This is a genomic window from Nocardia sp. NPDC049149 (assembly GCF_043197455.1).
In the GTDB taxonomy this organism is placed as follows: Bacteria; Actinomycetota; Actinomycetes; order Mycobacteriales; family Mycobacteriaceae; genus Nocardia.
Window position 1 is genome coordinate 297683 of sequence record NZ_JBICTD010000008.1, and the last position, 20456, is coordinate 318138.

The window sequence follows — 20456 nt, forward strand, 5'->3', positions numbered from 1 at the left end:
GCGCCGCCGAGTTCAGCCCAGATGCGTGCCGTACCAAGCCAATACCTTGGTCCATGCCTCGGTGGCGGCGACCGGTGCGTAGCGCTGGCCGGTGTCGTTGAAGAAGGCATGGTCGGCGTCCGGCGCCACCCAGATCTCGTGCGGATTGCCGGTCCGGTTGAGCGCCGCCTCGGCGGCCGGGCGGGAGGCGTCGACGCGCGCGTCCTTGGCCGCGTACACGCCGAGGACGGCGGCCTTCGAGCGGCTCAGGTCGCCGCCGTCGGGGAAGGGACCGTAGAACGGTGTCGCGGCCGCGAGCGCGGACGGACCTGAGGCGAGCAGCAACCAGACCAGGCCGCCGCCGAAGCAGAATCCGGTGGCGCCGATCTTCTTGCCAGGCACCCGGCGGCCGAGCTCGTCGAGTCCGGCGCGCAGGTCGGCGATGAACTGGTCCTGCGGGGTGTTGCTGAGTTCGGCGGTCGCGGCCGCCGGGTCGGTGAAGGCGGCGGTGCCGCCCTTCGCCGAGAGCAGATCGACGGCGAGCGCGGAGTATCCCGCACCGGCGAATCGTCCGGTGACCGAACGGATGTGGTCGGTGAGACCCTTGTTCTCGTGCACGACGAGGACGGCGCCACGGGGCTGTGCGGCCGCGGCCCACGCACCTTGCAATGCGCGATTGTCGGTGCCCGCGAAGCTGATCGGGGTGGTCGGCACCGCAGTGCTCGTTCCCGGTGGCGCGGAAGGCGGTGGCGCGGTGGCGGTTTGCGTCGCGGCGGGCCGGTCGGTGTCGTCACCGCCGCAGGCGGCGAGCAGCGCGACGGCCGCGGGCACTCCGAACCCGAGGAGGCCCAATCGGCGTAGCGCTTCGCGCCGGTTCAGCAGTCCGTCGGCGTGATCGGCGGCGATTTCTTCCGCGATGTAGCGCTGCAGCGGCGTCATGGGACCAACGTAGGCCCAGGCGCCATGATTCGCGCTGATTTCGGCAACGGTATGGCGGCTCTCGGGTGAACAGCGCTGGATTGCGCGGATCCGGAATTCTTAAATCCAACCGCGCGGTATCTATCGGCGAAAAATCGGGCAAATGCGATATAGCGCAACGCAATCCGCCTCGACGACAAACCGACCGGGCCGTACCTCCCAGTAATTAGCGAATGGATTGCTATGTTGTCACCTCGATCCTGCGGAACCCAATCAACATGCGGCACATCGGTCGAGGAGAAGAATGCTTTCGCGGTATCAAGTGGCACAACGCCTTGTCTGTGTGACCCGAGTGGCGACCGCGCTGACGATCGTTGTCGTTGGCGGTGGATTTGCGACACCTACCGCGTCGGCCGAATCCCGCGTCGAGACCCAACGCGAACAATGGACCGCGCTGCACGACGGCCCCCAGGATTACGCGGACGTGCACATCGACTGGGATGTCCCGATCCGGATGAGCGACGGGGTCGTCCTCAAGGCGAACGTATACCGCCCGGCCGATGCGGCAGGCACCGTGGCGCCGCAGCCGTTGCCGACCATCGTGAATCTCACCCCGTACACCAAATTGCTGTCGAACCTGGTCGATTCGGCGATGGCCGTGCCCGGCCTGCAACCGCTCGCGCTCGATCTGCTCCGCCGGGTGAACCTATCGGGGACACCGTTCAGCGGCTTCGAGGACCTGCTACACGCGCTCGACGGCGGGACCGTGCCGACCATGCTCGGCATCGACCGCAGCCTGATCCGCAGCGGCTACACGCTGGTCGTCGCCGACGTGCGCGGCACCGGCTTCTCCCAGGGCACCTGGGACACCCTCGGCGCCCGCGAGCAGCTGGACACCCGCGAGGTGATCGACTGGGCCTCGACCCAACCGTGGTCGAACGGCAAGATCGGGATGAGCGGCGGCTCCTACGCGGGCATCAACCAGCTCCGCGCGGCCGAAAACGCCCCGCCCGCACTGAAAGCCATCTTCCCGGTGGAGCCGGGCAGCGACCTCATGCGCGACGTCGTCGCTCCTGGCGGCGGCATCGGCGCCACCTTCCTGCCGATGTGGTTGAGCAATGTCAACCAGCTGAAGCTGATCCCCGACATGCGGTCGATGCTGAACGGCACCTTCGACTGGCGGTGGTTCCGCGACCGCGTTGCCGACCCGTCCACCAACTACGACCTGCTGATCCAGGCGCTGCTCACGCCGTCGCTCGCCGATATCCCGCCGACCCTGGCCGCCGCGCTCGACCGCGACAGCGATTTCCGCAAGGGCATTCTCGGGCATCCGGATCGAATCACCGTGCCCACCTTCGTTTATGGCGGCTGGCACGACATCTTCGCCAACAGCGCCACCACGCTGTTCAACGCGATCCCGTTGGCCGCCAACGAGAAACGACTGGTGGTCGGCGACACCTACCACGCGAACCCCGGTGCGGGGACCGGCGTGCCGGGCGGCCCGCCGCGGCTGGAGGTGCTGCAGCGGGTGTGGTTCGACAAGTGGCTCAAGAACATTGATCACGGCATCGGCGAGTTCGGTCCGGTGACGGTGTGGGAGCAGGGCGGTGGCTGGGTCACCCTCGACGAGTTCCCGCAGCCCGACACCACCCATCGCCGGGTCTATCTCACCGCGACACCCAGCGGCACCGCGGACAGCGGGTACGACGGTTCGCTGTCGGCGACGAAGCCCGACGAGCAGCGCACCCTGACCGTCACCCCCGGCCTCACCACCGTGTGCTCCCGCGACACCGCGCAGGGCGCCGCCGGGATGACCGCGGTGCTCGACATGTGCGCCAAGGATTCTCGCATCGCCGAACGTAACGCGCTGACCTTCACCAGCGCACCCGTCGGCGCGCAGACGATCATCTCCGGCCCGATCAACCTGCACCTCAACGCCGTGCACGAGGCGACGGACGGTTACTGGGCGGCCACGGTGAACGATGTTGCGCCGGAAGGAACTTCGACCGTGCTCAGCACCGGACAGCTCACCGCGTCGATGCGCGCCGTCGACGAGGCGAAGAGCACCCGCTCGGCCAACGGCGACTACACCGCGCCGCACAACCCGATCACGCTGGACAGCCTGCGACCGGTGGCGCCGGGCGAGCCCGTCGTGCTGGACATCGCGGTCATCCCGGTGCAGGCCGTGCTCCAGCCGGGCCACCGGCTGCGCGTCGACGTGTTCGCCGGAAACTCGCCCAAGGCAGTGGCTTTCCGGCCGCTGCTGAACAACACCGAGCTCAAACCGCAGTACCTGCGGCTCGATCCGGCCGAACCCAGCTTCGTGAACCTGCCGACCAGCAGACCGCTGGAGTGACCCGTCAGCCGCGGCCCGCGCGGATGAGGTGGCTGTGCAGCATGTCCGGCTGCGGACCGAGCTCGGCGCGACCGACATAGCCGGCCAGTGCCTCCGGCGTCGCATGGTCCTCGATCGTGTCGAAGCCTGCCGCCCGCAGCTCGGCCGCCATCTCGGCGGTGGTGAAGTAGCTCAACCACGGTTCCCCGACCGAGGCAACGCGCGCAGCGCGCACTTCCAGCTGCGCGCGCAGTTCCGGCGCGGCCTCGGCGAACGGCAACAGATAGTCGAGCACCAGCCGCACCGGCGTCGCCTGTTCGGCGATATAGCGCAGCGTTGCCCGGATCGAGTCGAGGGTCAGATACATCACGACGCCGGGCCAGATGAACACGGCGGGTTGGCTTCGGTCGAAGCCCGCCGCAGCCAAACCCGAAGCGAGCGTGGCATTTTCGAAGTCGATCGGGGTGAACGTCAGCGAATCCGGGACGGTGATGCCCGCGTCGGCGAGCAGCTGTCGCTTCCACAGCTGCGTCGACGGATGATCGACCTCGAAGACCCGCAGCTCCTGGTGTGGGTTGCGATAGGCGAAGGTGTCCAGCCCGGCACCGAGGATCACCGCCTGGCGCACTCCGCTCGCCACCGCGTCGGCGATGGTGTCCTCACCGAAGCGCGCCCGGCCCGCGATGGACAGCCGCCGCAGCCGCTGTAAGGCGACGTCCGTCGGCGACGCGTCCGCGATGGCCGCGACAGAGAGGTCGGTCAGTTCGTCGGCACTGTGGCCCGTGATCGCCACCGCGAGCGGGTCGGTGAAGACCCGAGGATCGGGCGCGATCTGGTGGTACGCGCGAGCGCGCGCGGTGGCCAGTGCCGTCCGGCTCGGTCGTCCGCCTTGCATGTCAGAGCCTCGACTGCACTTGGCTGGCGATCAACTCGAGGTGGTCCAGATCCGCGAGGTCGAGGATCTGCAAGTAGATGCGCTGTGCGCCGATCTCGGCGTAGCGGCCGATCTTGTCGACCACCTCGGCGGGGGAGCCGGCCAAGCCGTTGAGCTTCAGCTCGTCCACCTCACGGCCGATCGCCGCGGCCCGCCGCGCCACCTCCGCGTCGTTCGCGCCGACACAGGCGACGAGGGCGTTCGAGTAGACGAGATCGTCCTTGCGGCGGCCGCGGGCCTCGACGGCCGCACGCACCCGGTCGAACTGGCGGGCGCTGTCCTCGATCGAGGAGAACGGCATGTTGAACTCGGTCGCGTACTGTGCGGCCAGGCGCGGCGTCCTGGTCGCGCCGTGGCCGCCGATCAGCACCGGCACCGGATCCTGCACCGGCTTGGGCAGCGCGGGGGAGTCGGTCAGCTGATAGTGCGTGCCCTCGAAGGTGAACGTGTCGCCCGGCTTCGTCGACCACAGTCCGGTGATGATCGCGAGCTGCTCCTCGAACCGCGCGAACTTGTCCGCGGGGAACGGGATGCCGTACGCGCGGTGCTCGTCGGCGAACCAGCCACTGCCGAGGCCGAGTTCCACACGGCCGCCGGACATCTGGTCCACCTGAGCGATCTGGATGGCGAGCGGGCCAGGCAGCCGGAAGGTCGCCGCGGTCACCAGCGTGCCGAGCCGGATCCGCTTGGTTTCCCTGGCCAGCCCGGCGAGCGTGATCCAGGCATCGGTGGGTCCTGGCAGACCGTCGCCGTCGCCCATCGCCAAGTAGTGGTCGGACCGGAAGAACGCGTCGAAGCCGAGGTCCTCGGTGGCTTTGGCAACGGTCAGCAGCGTGTCGTAGCTGGCACCCTGCTGCGGTTCGGTGAAGATGCGTAATTCCATGATCACCATCGTGCCCGAGAGTACGCCCGCGACCCCTGTTCTGGGAGTGAGGGATACCGCACAGGGCCACTGTCCGCGCAGTGGTTATGGGAGCGAGGTGGGTGCGCGGGAGATGATCGGCCTCGACGAACGGAGAGTGTCGATGAGCACACCCATTTCCGGAATAGTGGCGTATCCGGTGACGCCCATGGATGCGGCGGGCGAGGTCGCGGAAGGCGTGCTGCGCGCACTGGTGGATCGACTGATCGATGCCGGTGTCGATGCGCTCGCGCCGCTCGGAAGTGCCGGGGAGAGTGCGTATCTGGATGAGCGGGAGTGGGAGGCGGTGGCGTCGATCTGTCTGGAGCAGGTCGACGGCCGGGTGCCGACGGTGGTCGGGATCTCCGCATTGACCACCGGGGCGGCGATCGCCAAGGCGCGGTTCGCCGAACGGCTCGGCGCCACGGCGGTCATGCTGTTGCCGGTCGCGTACTGGCGGTTGACCGAACGAGAAGTGCGTACCCATTTCGATGTGGTCGCGGCGTCGATCGGCTTACCGATCATGGCCTACAACAATCCGGGAAAGTCCGGGATAGACATGACACCGGAATTCCTGGTCGACCTCGCCGCCGACGTGGACAACATCACGATGATCAAGGAATCCAGCGGCGATATCGCACGGCTGCGCCGGATCTCGGCGTTGGGCGGGGAGAGCGTCGCCTGCTTCAACGGCAGTAATCGACTCCCGCTGCTGGCTTTCGAGGCGGGCGCCGTCGGATGGTGCACGGCCGCACCATGTCTGGTGCCCGCGCAGATCGTCGGCCTGTGGGAACTGCTGGAGTCGGGTGAAACAGACGCGGCGACAGCACTTTTCGAGCGACTCGAGCCGTTGCTGACCGTGTTGGTCGGCGGCGGGCTGCCCAGGACCGTCAAGGCGGGCCTGCGCAGTCGCGGTATCGAGGCGGGGGACCCGCGTCCGCCGTTGCAGCCGGTGTGCGGGACCATGCGCCGCGAGATCGCGGAGCTCCTCGCCGCGATCCAGCAGTGAGCGCGTAGTCGGCGGCGGGCGGCGGGCCGATCCGCGATACCCTCGATCCGACCTGCCAATGCCGTCAGTCGGCCAGATCTGGAACAGAGGTGCCGACGTGCCGCAGCCTGCCCCACCGCTCGTGGTCGTGATGGGGGTCTCGGGATCAGGCAAGTCGACGGTCGGCACGCTGCTCGCCGCGGCGCTCGGCGTCGAATACGCCGAGGGTGACGACTTCCATCCACCGGCGAACGTCGCGAAAATGGCGGCAGGCATTCCGCTGGACGACGCCGACCGGGCACCGTGGCTCGACACGGTGGCGGCCTGGCTGGGGGACCGGGCCGACCGCGGCGGTGTCGTCACGTGCTCGGCACTCAAGCACGCCTACCGTGACCGGCTCCGGATCGCCGCGCCCACCGCGTTCTTCGTGCACATGGCCGCCTCCCGCGCCGAGCTGGCGCACCGATTGGCCGATCGCCGAGGGCATTTCATGCCGGCGAGCCTGCTCGATTCACAGCTGGCCGCACTGGAACCGCTGTCCGAGGACGAACGCGGAACCACCGTCGACGCGACCCGCCCGCCCGAGGAGCTCGTCCGCGCGGCCGCAGCGGCTGTGCGAGCGGACTGAAGTCCCATGCACCGATTCTGGAGTTGGTCGGTTGGTCATGGGGAACTGGTGTAGGCATCGCCTGAGAAGGCCCCGCCACCAGTGCCCCCTCGGCACGAAACCACCCCGGGGTCAGCGCAGCTGGGTGGGCTGTTCTAGCGGCCCGTCGAACAGGTCGCCGACACGTTCGGCAGGCACAGCTCGGAGATGTCGGAAATCAGCAGACCTGCGCCGACGAGCAGCGACCCGACCGCGATCACGCCGAACACCCCGACCCACAGCAGGCCGGGCAGGTGCGTGAGCCGCGCGAGCTGATCGGCGTCGGAGGCGACGTCCTGCTGGTGGCGGCTGCGCAGCTGCCTGGACCGGCCGCGCTGCAATTCGATCACCGGGCGGGCGCCCGCGAGCAGCAGGAACCAGGCGCCGAGATACGCGAAACCCGCTTGCAGCGTGTCGGTGCCGAACCAGGACACCGCGAACACGGTGGCGCCGACCGCGAACACGGTCAGCATGCCGTACACGTTGCGCGTCATGATCAGCACGGCCAGCAGCAGCGCAATCGCGGTCCACAGCATCAGCGTGATCCGGCCTGCGCCGAGCAGCGCCGCGAAGCCGAGGCCGAGCAGCGGCGGCCCCGGATAGCCCGCCATCGTGGTGAGGATCATCCCGAGGCCGTACGGTTTTCCGCTCGACACGGTGAGACCCGAAGTGTCCGAATGCAATCGGATGCTGTTGAGCTTGCGCCCGGTGAGCAGCGCGACCAGCGCGTGCCCGCCCTCGTGCGCGATGGTGACGATATTGCGGGTGAACCGCCACAGCGGCGTGTATCCGACCAGCACGAGCGCCACCACCGCGGCCCCGGCCACCAGCCACCACGGTGGCTGCGCTTGCGTTGTCGTCAGGCGATCGGCGATGGAGGTGCCACGCTCGACCCATTCGGCTCTGTCCACCGCCGCACCTTAACCGGCGTCGGACATCTCCGCTCGGAGCTGACGCTTGTAGATCTTCCCGGAATCGTCACGCGGGAGCTCGGTGACGATGCGCAGCAGGCGCGGCACCTTGTAGGACGCGAGCTGCCCGGCGAGGCCCGCGCGGATGCCGTCCTCGGTGAGCGTGGCGCCGGGACGCGGAACCACCTGGGCGGCAACGGCTTCGCCGAGATCGCCGGAATGCGGGACGCCGAACACCGCGACGTCCTCGACGCCGTCCAAGGTCATGATCGCGTTCTCGACCTCGGCGGGATAGATGTTCACGCCGCCGGAGATGATGATCTCGCTGGATCGTCCGGTGAGGTAGAGGAACCCGTCGGCGTCGAGGTAGCCGCGATCGCCGACGCTGATGAATCCCGGTACCGCGCTGTCCTGCTCGGCCGCGCCGTTGAGGTAGTGGAACTTCGGCCAGTAGTCGGCGCCGCGCACGAAGACATTGCCGGTCTCGCCTGCCGGGAGCGGCGTGCCCGCGTCGTCGACGATCACCGCCGCCGAACCGTCCACCGGACGTCCGACGCTGCCAGGATGGGCCAGCCACTCCGAGGCGGTGATCCAGGTGATGGTGCCCGCTTCGGTGCAGCCGTAGAACTCGACGAGCGCGTCGCCGAACCAGTCGATAGCAGCGCGCTTCACCGCGGGCGGACACGGCGCGGACGAGTGGATGAGGTGCGTCAGGCTGGACACGTCATAGCGCCCGCGCACCTCCTCGGGTAGCGAGAGCAGCCGCGACAGCATGGTCGGCACCACCTTCGCCTGGGTGATCCTGCGCTCGTGCACGTGCTGCAGGAATCGTTCGGCGTCCCAGCGCGGCATGATCGTGATGTTGGTGCCGACCCGCAGGGCGAGCACGGCCACCGCGTTCGGGCTCGCGTGATACAGCGGCCCGGCCAGCACCGTCTGGCCGCCGGGCGTGAGCCCCATCCGCCGCGCCGTGCCGCCCGCGATCGATAGCAGCTGGTGCGGCGTAATGCGTTCACGCAGCACGCCTCTTGGCCGTCCGGTGGTGCCCGAGGTGTAGATCAACCCCATCGAATCGGAGATCGCGCCCTCGACGTATCCCAGCGGTTCGGTCTGCGTCTCGATCCACTGCTCGAGCGTGGGGTGCCGTCCGGTCGGCACCGCCAAGCCTGCGTCGAGCTTCGCCTCCGCCAGTGTCTCCGCGGGCATCGCGACCTCGAGGATCGCGATCTCGCGCTCGGCCGCGGCCAGCTCGACGGTGTCGATGAACTCGGTGTGCGCGATGACCAGCCTGGCGCCGCTGTCGGCGAGCACATGCGCCACCTCCGGCGCCCGCCAGCGCGTATTGATCGGCACCGGATTCGCTCCGCATGCCGCGATCGCCAGCGACACCTCGAGAAATTCGATGTCGTTGCGCAGCATCACCGCCACCCGATGCCCACGCCCCACCCCGGCCGCGAACAGGGCCGCCGACAGCCGCCCCGCCCGCTGATGCGCCTCAGGATGCGTCCTTACCCGGCCCGCGCACGTAATGGTCGGCGCCGACATGCCACCCGAAGCATCGTCCATGATCGCAGTCTGCCATGTGGCTGGAAAAGCCACCGTCAGGTGGTTGATGTATCAGGTCAGCCCGGTATCGGACGTTCAGGTCTTCGACGTCAGCGGGTGTTTGCCGCAGATTTTCTCGACGATGCTGTGGCTTCTAGCGCTGCACGCTGAGTACGACACCGTCAAGCACTCCGCCTGAGCAGTAGGTCACACTCCCAAGCTGACCGTTGGGGACAGTCACCGCTACGCCACCGCCGGAGACGCAGGCTTCAGTGGGCGTTGCTGCTGCGGCAGGCCCGATACCGATGGCGACGACGGACAGTGCCAGAATTCCGGTCGAGCAGGTGAGAACAAAGCGGCGCATGGAGTGCCCTTCCCTGGATTTACAGCGATCTGCATAGTCGCTTGGTGCTGCCCAGGGCGGCCTTCCAGCGAAGTGGCCGTACAGCACACGTTCGAGTTGGCCGACTCGACGTGCGGTTGCCCCCTTCTGACTCCCACCCCAGATGGCTCGTATCCTAGCGCACCACTCGGAGAGCCCGTTTGGTTGTTCGAATGACGGTGCAGACAAAGATATTTCGGAACTGTCAGCCAGTTCGGGTCAGGGTTCCGGTCATGTCGCCGAGGGCACCGGGGGTGCTATACGACAGCGTGCCATCGGGCTGCAACTCTACGTGTGTTGTCGCGCCGTTGTCGTTGCAGCCGTGGCCCAAACTGTCCTCCGTGAGCCGAGCGGTCAGGGTCAGCGTCGTCTCGGATGCGGCGGCAAGAGTCTCTGCGCGGCCACATTTCAGGCCGATGACCTTGCCGGTGTTCGAGGATGTGCCGATCTCCTGTCCGACCGGTCCCGCGTTGAGCATCAACACGATGTCGTAGGAGCCGAGCGTGTCCTTGGCGGTGCCTTTCCATTCGCCGACAAAGGCTTCTGGCAGGTCGGTGGCGCTCTCGCTGGTCGTCTCGCCAGGCGTTCCTGCCGATTTGTCTGAGTTGTCGGAGTTTCCGGTGATCAGCCTGGTGATCATGAATGCTGAGATGGCGACGAGGAGGCAGACGGCGACTGCTCCGGCGATCAAGAGGGTGCGGGGGCGCTTGGGTGGCGTCGGTGGGAGCGTGCTCGTTGGCTGGGGCGAAACGGCTTGCTGCACAACGGGTCTGGGGGGCGGTTGGCCGGGATCGGGGTCGCCCTGCCACCAGGATCGCGGAGTCGCGTCGTGCTGCGGGTCCGTTGGCCTCGGCATGCTCGGCGGGGTGAGGACTGTCGAAGGTTCCGGCGGGCGGGCGACCGTGTCTGCGGTCCGGGACGGATTGTGCACGGGCGCACCGGGTGTCAGGGACGCGGGACGATCGATGGGACCGGAATCGAGGTCGAGCAGGGCGACGGCGCGCCTGCTGACTTCTTCCAATGCAGGACCGGGGAGCCAGCCGCCGCGGGCGGGAATGCCGAGGGCGGTGAGGTCGGCGATGAGGCGTTCGGGGGTGGGGCGGGCCGCGGGGTCCTTGTTCAGGCAGGCAGCGACGAGCGGACGCAGTTGCGCCGGAACTCCTTCGAGGTCGGGTTCCTCGTAGACCACGCGCCAGAGCATCGAGACCATTTCGGCGACGCCGAAGGGGCCGTGGCCGGTGGCGGCGAAGCAGAGGACGCCGCCGAGGGCGAAGATGTCGGCGGCAGGGCCGACGGGATTACCGGTCACCTGTTCGGGGCACATGAATCCCGGTGAGCCGATGACCTTTCCGGTGGTGGTGAGCTTGCTGTCCTCGACGGCGCGGGCGATGCCGAAGTCGATCACCTTGGGGCCGTCGAGGGCGAGTAACACGTTGGAGGGTTTCAGGTCGCGGTGCACCAGACCCGCAGCGTGCACGGCGACCAACGCCTCGGCCAGCCCGTGCGCGAGCACCAGCAGCGAGCTCTCGGTGAACGGCCCGTACTCTTCGACCGCCTCGGCCAGCGAGAACCCGGCCACGTACCCCGTTGCCAGCCATGGCGGATTCGCGTCGACGTCGGCATCGAGCACCGGCGCGGTGAACTGCCCGCCGACCCGCTGCGCCGCCGAGACTTCGCGCCGGAACCTGGCCCGGAATTCGGTGTCGTCGAGGAAATCGGGCCGGATCACCTTGACCGCGACGGTCCGTCCACCGGCGTTGCGTCCTAGGTACACCCGCCCCATGCCGCCGGAACCGAGCAGGCCGAGTAGCCGATAGTCGCCGATCCAACTGGGATCGTCCGCGCCGAGCGGTCGCATTGCGATGTTGCTTCCCTTCGAAAGTCGAACATCGAAAGGCTACCTACCGCTCGACCCGGTGTCTGTCTCAGGCGGATACCGATACCGGACGATCCTGGCGGACGTACCGTGCGAGCAGATACGCGGCGATCGCGGCGGGGATGTTCATGAGCACCCCGTAGACCGCGCCCGGCACTGCCATCGCGTCGCTGTGCAGCACCGATCCCGCGACGGCGATGGCGATCGCACCGTTGTGGATGCCGATCTCCATCGCCGAGGCGATTGCCTGATCAGCGTCGACGCCGAACAGCCGTGGCAAGAAATAGCCAACCGCCAGGCTGATCACCGCGAACAGCAGGCTGAGCGAGGCGAGCTTGCCGATGTTCTCGGTGAGCGTCTCGAAGTTCTTCGCCACCGCGGCGAGCACCACCAGCGCCAGCACCACGATCGAGAGGATCTTGACGTTGCCGCGCATCCGTTCGGACCACCCGGTGAACCGGCGATGCACCCACATGCCGATCGCGACCGGGATGAGCACGATCGCGAACACCTGCGCGAACTTGTCCGGCCGCAGTCCGAACGATCCGGCGCCGTCCATGAACCGGTTGAACGCCAGCGCGACGAGCAGCGGCATGGTGAACACGGCGAGCACCGAATTGATCGCGGTGAGGCTGATGTTCAGCGCCACGTTGCCGCCCGCGATGTGGCTGAACAGGTTGGCCGACGGCCCGCCTGGCGAGGCGGCGAGCAGCACCATGCCGACGGCGAGCGCCCCGGTCAGCTGGAACAGGTAGATCAGCCCGAAGCAGACCGCGGGCAGCAGCACCATCTGGCAGGCCAGCGCGATCACCGCCGCCTTCGGGTACCGCAGCACCCTGGCGAAATCGTCGACGGTCAAGGTCAATCCGAGCCCGAACATCACCAGGGCCAGGGCGAGCGGCAGGAACACCGCGAAAATCGTTGAACCCATTCGGATCTCCTCTCAGCCGAACGGCCGGCCCGCACGCGGCCGACACCGAGTGTCGACGTTATCGATCGACGGCGTCCGAGGCCAGTGCGGTTGCCGAGGTTTGATCGGGTCTTAAGGTTTCCGTCGTTTCAGCGGACGACGACCGTGCCGTCGGCGGCCGATCGGCGCGCGGCCTCGAGCAGGCGCAGGGTCTCGAGGGCGTCGTGCGGGTCGACCGGCACCTTTCCGCCGTCGAGCAGTGCCGCGGCCAGTGCCGTATAGAAGGCGGGGTAGTCCCCGGCGATCGTCGGAACGGGTTCGACGGCGGGCTCGGCGCCGAAGGTGCCCCAGTGCTCGGATTCAACGGTGCCCCAGGGTATTCCGTCGTCGGGGCGATGGCCGTCGCGCAGCGCGGCCTCCTGCGGGTCGAGGCCGTACACGGTGTAGCCCGCCTGCGAGCCGAGCACTCGGAAGCGCGGACCGAGTTGCGGCGCAACGGCACTCATCCAGAGGTGGGACCGGACACCGGAGGCGTGGGTGAGCGCGACGAAGGCGTCGTCGTCGGTCTTGATGTCCGCGCGTCGCCGATCCAGTTCGCAATAGACGGACGTCACCGGGCCGAACAGCGTGAGCGCCTGATCGATGAGGTGACTGCCGAGGTCGAACAGCAGGCCCGCGCCGTCGGCCGCGTCGCCCATCTCGCGCCACCCGCCTTTCGGGACCGGGCGCCAGCGTTCGAACCGGGACTCGAAGCGGCGCACCTGCCCGAGGCGGCCCGCGTCGGCGAGCGCGCGCACGGTCAGGAAGTCGCCGTCCCAGCGGCGGTTCTGGAACACGGTCAGTGCGAGCCCGGTGCGCTCGGCGTGGTCGATCAGCTCCTCGGCTTCGGTGACCGATATCGCGAACGGCTTGTCGACCACCACGGGGAGGCCCGCGTCGAGTGCCTGTCCGGCCAGTGGCGCGTGCGTGCGATTGGGGGTCGCGATGACAACGAGGTCGAGTCCGGCGGGGTCGGCGAACAGTTCGTCGGCGGTGGCGACGATGCGCACGCCGGGGTGTTCGCGCTCGGCCTGCGCCGCCCGCTCGGCGGACGAGGTGACCACCGCCGCGACCCGCATGCGGGGGTTTGCGGCGATCAGCGGTGCGTGGAAGACCGACCCGGCCAGCCCATATCCGACAATTGCGACCTCGAGGACCATGCCTCGACGCTAGCGGATCTGGTCGAGTGCACGGTCCGCGCGCCGCTCAGTGGGCGGGATGCCAATCGGAACGCACAGCTCGCCGGCGGCAACAGTGAGGCAAACTTAGGCTGGCTAACTATGCGGGGCGGCGGGGTCCTCGTGATGTGATCGTGTTGTGTTGCCGGGGTCACGCGGAATGATCGCTGCCGCTGCGCTTCTCGGCACCTGCGCGGCCTGCCGGACGCGTTATTGCCGCCTATTTCCCTCGAATTATTCGGCAATTAGCCAGCAAATCTTAAACTAAACTTAAAGGTGTCTCGTAACGGACAAAGCGGAATTGTGGTGCGTGACAGAAGTCACCGAAATGCATTCTGTGGGCGAGATCGGCCGAAAGTTGCTGGAGATTAATCCGTGCTGAAGTGGGGATTTACGGAATATTTGCAAGACGATAAGTGACCTGGAGGTACGTGCCTTCAGTTGCCTCTGACGAGCGTATTTGTCGAAATATAGCCAGATCGGCTCTACGGTAGTGAAACAGCGCTTAGTCAATGCTGATATGGCGTTCTATATCGATCTCTCGCATACCCAACGGAGGCCGCACATGCGTGTGCCGCTGATTACGGCGAAGAAATCCAGATCCGAAATGACGCACCGGATGCCCGGCGAGGTGGTGCCGCGACTGTCCACGGACATGCTCACCAGACTGCCCGCCTCGGTGGCTCGCCCAGGGTTCGCCCCGCGGAGCCTGACCACCGGAATCCTGCACCTCGGGTGCGGCTCGTTCCACCGGGCGCACCAGGCACTGGCCACCCAGCACGCGATGAACGAGACCGGCGATCAGCGCTGGGGCATCGCCGCCGTCGCGATGAACCGGCCGACGATCGTCGACGCGCTGCGCGCACAGGACAACCTGTACACCACGCTGCTGCACGAAGACGGGCAGGCGCGGGTCGAAGTGGTCGGTTCGATCACCGAGACCGTGCACGCGCCGTCGGACCTGATCGGCGTGCCGAGCCGGATCGCCGACCCGCGGGTCAAGATCGTCACGCTCACCGTCACGGCCAGCGGCTACTGCGTCTCGCCGGTCACCGGACGACTGGAAGTGGACTGCCCGGGCATCCGCCACGACATCCAGCACCCCACCCGTCCGATCACCCCGATCGGCATGCTCGCCCAGGGCCTCGAGCTGGTCCGGCGGCGGGGCAGCACCCCGCCGGTGGTCATCAGCTGCGACAACCTCTGTGCGAACGGCAGCACGCTGCGTCGCGCCGTCATCGATTTCGCGCTGCTGCGCGACGATCACCTCGCCGAGTGGATCGCGCGCAACGTGCAATTCCCGAACAGCGTGGTGGACCGCATCGTGCAGCCGACCGCGCCCACCGATGCCGCGGTGGCCCGCAACTGGCTCGGCGGCGTCGAGGACCTCGCGCCCGTGTCGGCCGAGCCGTTCATGACCTGGACCATCGAGGACTTCGACGGCGAACGGCCGCAGTGGGAGCTCGGCGGCGCCCAATTCGTCGCCAACGTCAAGGATTACGAGCTGGCCAAGCTGCGGCTGCTCAACGGCACCCACATGCTGCTCGCCTACCTGGGCGGCGTCGCAGGCTTCAGCACCATCGCGGGCGCCACCGCCAATCCGGGGCTCGCCGCGCTGGCGAGGCAGTTCATGCTGGACGAGCAGGGGCCGACGCTGGCACTGCCCGGCCCCGAATTGCGCAGGACCGTCGACGATTTGATGCGACGCTTCCGCAATCCTGCGATCGCACAGGACATGACGCGGGTCGGCCGCAATGGGTCCGACAAGATGATTCCGCGGGTGGTCGACGCCCTGCGGGACAACATCGAGGCAGGCAGGCCGACACCGGGCGCGACGATGCTGATCGCGGCCTGGATCCAGTGGTTCACCGCGAGCCACGCCCCCGGCGCGGTGATGGAGCTCATCGATCCCCGCGAGGAGTCGCTGACCGCGCTGGTCGACCCCGATCCGCACCGCTGTGCGCAGGCGTTCTTGCAGCGGGAAGATATTTTCGGCACGCTGCCTCAGCGGGAACGCGTGCAGCGTGAGGTCGGCGACGCCCTCGCCGAGCTGACACGTGATGGTGTCGAGACCGCGATCCGGCGCCGGTTGGCGTCGAACCGGGAAGGGAACGCCGCATGACCGCGTCAGGGCCCGGAGGAGGCAGCCTGCGTAACCACGGAGGGCCCCTCGGGCATGCGAAGGAGGAGACCGTATGACCGCCGTAAGTCCGGTGCGCGCCGTCGTTTTCGACATGGACGGGTTGCTGATCGACTCGGAGAGCCTGGCGATGGAATCGCTGGTCAGCGCGGGCGCCGAGCTCGGCTACGAGATGCCGCTCGAGTTCTGCCGCACCATGATCGGCGTGCCCGCCGACCGGTGTCGCACCCTCGCCGCGGCGGCCTACGGTCGTGGTTTCCCGCTGGAGGAGTACTTCGACCTGCACGAGGTGCACCTGCGTCAGCTGGTCGACGGCGGCAGGCTGACCACCAAGCCCGGCGCGATCGAATTGCTCGACGCGCTGGAGGCCGGCGGTGTGCCGAAGGCGATCGCCACCTCGTCCTCGCGCGACCGCGCCGACCACCACCTGCAGCTGGCAGGCATCGCTGATCGGTTCGACGTGGTGGTGACCAGGCAGGACGTGTCCAAGGGCAAGCCGAACCCCGAGCCGTACCTGAAGGCCATGGGTGCGCTCGGCGGCGACGTGGAAACGACACTCGCGCTGGAGGATTCGACGAACGGCCTGCGCGCGGCGGTTGCCGCAGGCCTGCGCTGCATCCTGATTCCCGACCTCGTGCAGCCGACGGAAGAGTCGCGGCGGCTCGCGCACCGGCTGTATCCGGACCTGCATCAGGTCATCGAATACATAGACATGGCGAACGCCAAGTCGCCAGCGGCATCCGCCTAGGTGGCAGACTGACTGGGTTCGATCCCATCTGTCGGCAGACCTGAAGAGGATGTCCCGTGGTGCGATTGGCTCGACCCGTGTTCGTTGTGCTCGCCGGAGTTGTCGTCGGTACCGCCGGGTGTGGATCCGGCGGTGACGACGGGTCCGGCGCGACCCATGTCCATACCGGGGCGTCGACGACCTCGGCCGTGCCCGTCGCGTGCGGTGTCGATCTGACGGCGCCGGTCATCCAATCCGCCGTCAAGGCCCTGCCCGCCGAGCCGGTGACGCACGTGCCGTGGTCGACGGATTCGCGCGGCTTCGAAGGCAACTTCGACCCGTGTGCCACGTTGTCGACGGTCATCGTGACCGTCGAGGGCGCGACCGGCAGCTCGCCGAATCAAGCGCTACTGTTCCACAAGGGTGCGTATCTGGGGACCGCGACGCCGGAGGCGCACGGGTTCACCTCGTTGGATGTCGATCGCACCACCGACGACACGGTCGGCTTGACCTACCGGACGCCGGGCAGCTGCAACGCGTGTCCGGACGGCACCCAGACGCAGGTTCAATTCCATTGGAATGGCAGCAAAGTCGAGATGGTGGGGACTCCGCCGAAGTAGCGGAACGCGGCGCACCACTGCCGACGCGCCTGACTCGGTACCGGCGCCTGTCAGATCAGCGGTTGCACCTTGTCGACAGTGAAGCGAAGGAAGCCCTCCGGGTCCGGCTCGTCGGCGGTGGGCACGAGGATCACGGTGTCGGCTCCTGCCTCGCCGAACCGGGTGACCGCGTCGGCGATCGCCTGCGCGTCACCGGCGACCTCGGCCATCGTGCCGAAGCCGGACTCCGCGGCCAGGCGCGCCTCGGCGTCGGGTCCGGTGGCGGCCCGGAGACTCACCACCACCCGATGCGGCTCCGTACGGTCGCCTGCTTGCCGTCCCTTATCGATCATCGCGCGGGCTTCGCGCAGCGCGTCGGGCGAATCGACGGCGTCGAGCAGCGTGCCGTCGCCGTGCTGCCCGGCCAGCCGCAACGAGCGCGGGCCCCGCGCACCGATATACACCGGTTGCGGTGCGAGCGGTGGCCAGCTGAGCGCCACGTCGTCGAGGTGGACGTAGCGCCCGGAACTCGTGACCTGTTGTCCCGCAAGCAGTGCCCGCAGCGCGATCACGTATTCCTCGAGCAGCGTCATCGGCGACTCGGCCCGCGCCCCGACCTGCCCCATCCACGATTGCGCGCCGTGCCCGACGCCGAGCACGAGCCGCCCTGGGAAGAGCCTCGCCAGCGTCGCGGCCTCCATCGCCGTGAGCGCCACGTTGCGCAGCGGCACCGGAAGCAGGCCGATGCCGACGCCAACCCGCTCGGTCCATGCCAACGCCGCGGCGGCACTGGCGATCCCGCTCGCGTCGAAACAGTCCTCCCACAGCCACAATTCGGCGAGCCCCGCCTCATCGGCGACCCGCGCCATGGCGCGCAACCGCTCCGGTGGGAACTGCGGACGGAATACGGCACCCAGCGTGGTCATCCCACCATTTCTACCGGTGGAAGCCGCAGCGCGCAAAGGAGTTTCGGGCCTTTCAGTCGCCGTGGCCTGCCGCAGTCGAATACTCTTGTTCGGGGCGCCCGGTGCTGCCGTAGCGCAGGCGCATGCGCAAGGTGCCGGTTGCGACAAGGGTGGCCAGATAGCGCTGGGCGGTGGCGCGTGAAATGCCGATCGCGGTGGCCACCTCGCCTGCGGACAGTGGGGTCCCGGCCTCGGCGATCGATTGCAGCACCAGATCTTTGGTCGGCGAGGCGACGGCCGTCGGCGCGGCCGACGAGGCGGCGCCGGGACGTAGCGCGCGCAGTGCGGCGTCGACACGGGCGTTGTCGACCTGGGGGGCCTCCAGGATGCGACGGAAGCGCGCGTACGCCGCGAGGCGGGCGGCGAGCTCGGTGTGTGGGAAGGGCTTGACGAGGAAGCTCAGCGCACCGGCGGACAGTGCGGCGCGCACCGCGGTGCTGTCCGTGGACGCCGTCAGAACCATGGCCTCGCAGCGCAATTCGCGCACGAAGTCGATACCCGAGCCGTCGGGCAGGTAGACGTCGACGAGGGCGAGGTCGACCGCTGTCTCGGCGAGCACGGCGCGGGCCGCCGCCAGCGTGTTGGCGGTGCCTGCGACGGTGAAACCCGCGATCGAGTCGACGATTCCGGCATGGAGATTGGCGACGCGAAAATCATCATCGACGACGAGAACGGTCAAAGCTGTGGCGACCATGAAACCTTACTGTCTACGAGCACTCCGGGCATACGGGCAATGAATTCGGCACCGGTCAGCGGTGGTGTGTCGCCGCGCGGGCTGGCGAGCTTGACCGCGCCGCCACGGCTGCGGGCGATCTGTCGGATCAAGGCGAGGCCGACGCCGCGCCCGCCGGGCACCGCGCGGCCGTCGCGGGTCGAGGTGCCCTCGGTGAACAGCACGTCGATCAGGTCGGGCGCGACGCCGTCGCCGCTGTCCGCGACGACGATGTGCAGCGTCGAATCCTCTTGCACGAGTTCGACTTCCACCTGCTTGACCGGGTTGCTCGACGCCAGCACGGCCTCGATCGCGTTGTCGAGCAGGTTGCCGAGCACGGTGGTGACGTCGACGGGATCGGTGAGACTGCCCTCGACCCAGGTGTTCGGGCCGAGCACCAGCTCGACACCGCCCTCGCGGCCGTGCGCCGCCTTCGCGGCGAGGAACGCCTGCAGGTAGGCGTCGTGGATGGCGTCGATGCCGGGGGCGGCGGGGCCGAGCGGGCCTGCGCCGATCATCTCGTCGATCGAGCGCGAGGCCTCCTCGGTGCGCCCACCGTGCAACAGGCCGCTGATCAGGTGCATCTTGTTGGAGAATTCGTGGCGCTGCGCGCGCAGCACGGTGCTCATGGATTGCACGGCGTCGAGCTGACGGGTCAGTGCCTCCACGTCGGTCCGGTCGCGCACGGTGAGCACCGCGCCGAGGTTGCGACCGTCGCGCTGCACCGGCCGCGCCGCGACGACGACGATGTGCGAACCGACGGTCGCGGAGGCGGGTTGCTCGTCGAGCCCGCGGAATACCTCCAGTACCCGTGGGGTCAGGCCGATCTCGTCGACCGGTGTGCCGATGTCCGCGCCGATCCCGAGCAGTCGGCGCGCTTCGTCGTTGACAAACGTGGTGCGCCAGGCGGAGTCGACGGCGAGCACGCCACGGCCGATGCCGTGCAGCACCGCGGCCTGGCCGCGCACGAGCTCGGCGAGTTCGGCGGGCTCCAATCCGAGGGTGAGGCCGCGCCAGCGGCGGGCGAGCAGCATGGATCCGGCGATCCCGACGAGCAGCGCGGCGCCGACGAGCAGGCCCGCGGTGCGCAGGTCGTCGAGCAGCTGATCGCGCACCGCGTCGGTCGCGATGCCGACGCTGACCGCGCCGACGACCCGATCCGAATCCGGCTCGAGCACCGGCACTTTCGCGCGCACCGAGTCGCCGAGCGTGCCGTGCTCCTCGGCGATCACCTCGCGCCCGGCCAGCGCGCCGGAGGGATCGGTGCTCACGTGCTCGGTGAGTCGCTCGGCGTCCGGGTGTGCCAGCCGGATGCCTGCGTCGTCGGTGATCACCACGAACAGGGCGTCGGTGCGCCGGGTGGTGTCGACCGCGATCTTCTCCAGCGGGCCCGCGGCGAGCTGTCTGCGCAGCTGCGGGTCGGCGCTGATCGCGCCCGGCGCATACCGCGTCACTTCGCTGCGCACCACGGGGTCGGCGGCGACCGTGCGGGCGATCGCGAGGGCCCGCTGGCCGTAGCCGTCGCGCAGCCGCTGATCGCTGAGATAGCCGAAAACCGCGAAGGCGACGCCGAGGGTGAGGGTGACGACCACGATCTGCAGCAGCAGAACTTGAGTCCTCAATCGCACGGCCCGCGCGCCCTCAGTGGCCATTGCCGCAGCATAGACCACTTCACGGTGTATGAGCACAATGCGCAGAATCTGCCGAATGTCCTCTTAGCATGGCTTGTGCGCACAAGCGTCGCGCTGTGACCGGGAACACGTACTTTCGC

At 68.2% G+C, this 20456-nt stretch carries 17 protein-coding genes; 6 read left to right on the forward strand and 11 right to left on the reverse strand.

Going from position 1 to position 20456, the window contains the following annotated elements; genetic code table 11:
* Positions 1-12 precede the first annotated feature (12 nt).
* Positions 13-918, reverse strand: a complete 906-nt coding sequence (locus ACGFNJ_RS31120; RefSeq protein WP_393456136.1) for a dienelactone hydrolase family protein — start codon at positions 916-918, stop codon at positions 13-15.
* Between the two features lie 283 nt (positions 919-1201).
* Between ACGFNJ_RS31120 and ACGFNJ_RS31125 the strand changes: the two genes are divergently transcribed.
* Positions 1202-3253, forward strand: coding sequence for a CocE/NonD family hydrolase (locus ACGFNJ_RS31125; protein ID WP_393456139.1), 2052 nt, complete (start codon positions 1202-1204; stop codon positions 3251-3253).
* Positions 3254-3257: 4 nt separating this feature from the next.
* Here ACGFNJ_RS31125 and ACGFNJ_RS31130 read toward each other — a convergent pair whose 3' ends face one another.
* Positions 3258-4127, reverse strand: a complete 870-nt coding sequence (locus ACGFNJ_RS31130; RefSeq protein WP_393456142.1) for a class I SAM-dependent methyltransferase — start codon at positions 4125-4127, stop codon at positions 3258-3260.
* Position 4128: 1 nt separating this feature from the next.
* Complete coding sequence (locus ACGFNJ_RS31135; protein WP_393456145.1) at positions 4129-5049, reverse strand: LLM class F420-dependent oxidoreductase; 921 nt, start codon at positions 5047-5049, stop codon at positions 4129-4131.
* Positions 5050-5191: 142 nt separating this feature from the next.
* Here ACGFNJ_RS31135 and ACGFNJ_RS31140 point away from each other — a divergent pair, with 142 nt between their 5' ends.
* Positions 5192-6076, forward strand: a complete 885-nt coding sequence (locus ACGFNJ_RS31140; protein ID WP_393456148.1) for a dihydrodipicolinate synthase family protein — start codon at positions 5192-5194, stop codon at positions 6074-6076.
* Between the two features lie 130 nt (positions 6077-6206).
* Positions 6207-6683 carry a gluconokinase gene (locus tag ACGFNJ_RS31145; RefSeq protein WP_393456509.1) on the forward strand — a complete coding sequence of 159 codons (477 nt, stop codon included), beginning with the start codon at positions 6207-6209 and terminating at the stop codon, positions 6681-6683.
* 134 nt (positions 6684-6817) lie between these two features.
* Here ACGFNJ_RS31145 and ACGFNJ_RS31150 read toward each other — a convergent pair whose 3' ends face one another.
* From ACGFNJ_RS31150 to ACGFNJ_RS31170, 5 genes are all read right to left on the reverse strand, one after another.
* Positions 6818-7612 carry a M50 family metallopeptidase gene (locus ACGFNJ_RS31150; protein WP_393456151.1) on the reverse strand — a complete coding sequence of 265 codons (795 nt, stop codon included), beginning with the start codon at positions 7610-7612 and terminating at the stop codon, positions 6818-6820.
* A gap of 9 nt (positions 7613-7621) precedes the next feature.
* The gene (locus ACGFNJ_RS31155; protein WP_393456154.1) at positions 7622-9178 is read right to left on the reverse strand and encodes an AMP-binding protein; all 1557 of its coding nucleotides are present in this window, start codon (positions 9176-9178) and stop codon (positions 7622-7624) included.
* Between the two features lie 566 nt (positions 9179-9744).
* Positions 9745-11397 carry a serine/threonine-protein kinase gene (locus ACGFNJ_RS31160; protein ID WP_393456157.1) on the reverse strand — a complete coding sequence of 551 codons (1653 nt, stop codon included), beginning with the start codon at positions 11395-11397 and terminating at the stop codon, positions 9745-9747.
* Positions 11398-11464: 67 nt separating this feature from the next.
* Complete coding sequence (locus tag ACGFNJ_RS31165; RefSeq protein WP_393456160.1) at positions 11465-12346, reverse strand: bile acid:sodium symporter family protein; 882 nt, start codon at positions 12344-12346, stop codon at positions 11465-11467.
* A 128-nt stretch (positions 12347-12474) separates the two neighbouring features.
* Entirely contained in the window at positions 12475-13524 is a 1050-nt protein-coding gene (locus ACGFNJ_RS31170; protein ID WP_393456163.1) for a Gfo/Idh/MocA family oxidoreductase, read from the reverse strand.
* A gap of 583 nt (positions 13525-14107) precedes the next feature.
* Here ACGFNJ_RS31170 and ACGFNJ_RS31175 point away from each other — a divergent pair.
* The 3 genes from ACGFNJ_RS31175 (at position 14108) to ACGFNJ_RS31185 (ending at position 17029) form a co-directional block, all read left to right on the forward strand.
* Positions 14108-15664, forward strand: coding sequence for a mannitol dehydrogenase family protein (locus ACGFNJ_RS31175; RefSeq protein WP_393456166.1), 1557 nt, complete (start codon positions 14108-14110; stop codon positions 15662-15664).
* A gap of 73 nt (positions 15665-15737) precedes the next feature.
* The gene (locus ACGFNJ_RS31180; RefSeq protein ID WP_393456169.1) at positions 15738-16430 is read left to right on the forward strand and encodes an HAD family hydrolase; all 693 of its coding nucleotides are present in this window, start codon (positions 15738-15740) and stop codon (positions 16428-16430) included.
* A gap of 56 nt (positions 16431-16486) precedes the next feature.
* Positions 16487-17029 (forward strand): LppP/LprE family lipoprotein, encoded by a 543-nt coding sequence (locus ACGFNJ_RS31185; protein ID WP_393456172.1) that lies wholly within the window; start codon positions 16487-16489, stop codon positions 17027-17029.
* Positions 17030-17079: 50 nt separating this feature from the next.
* Here ACGFNJ_RS31185 and ACGFNJ_RS31190 read toward each other — a convergent pair whose 3' ends face one another.
* From ACGFNJ_RS31190 to ACGFNJ_RS31200, 3 genes are read right to left on the reverse strand one after another with little or no spacing between them, the layout of a single operon-like run.
* Positions 17080-17934 (reverse strand): LLM class flavin-dependent oxidoreductase, encoded by an 855-nt coding sequence (locus tag ACGFNJ_RS31190; protein ID WP_393456175.1) that lies wholly within the window; start codon positions 17932-17934, stop codon positions 17080-17082.
* A 52-nt stretch (positions 17935-17986) separates the two neighbouring features.
* On the reverse strand, positions 17987-18667 hold the full coding sequence (locus tag ACGFNJ_RS31195; protein ID WP_393456178.1) for a response regulator: 681 nt from the start codon (positions 18665-18667) through the stop codon (positions 17987-17989).
* A complete protein-coding gene (locus ACGFNJ_RS31200) occupies positions 18649-20337 on the reverse strand; it encodes an ATP-binding protein (protein ID WP_393456181.1) in 1689 nt (562 codons plus the stop codon). The genes ACGFNJ_RS31195 and ACGFNJ_RS31200 overlap by 19 nt, the downstream gene beginning before the upstream one ends.
* Positions 20338-20456: the final 119 nt, after the last annotated feature.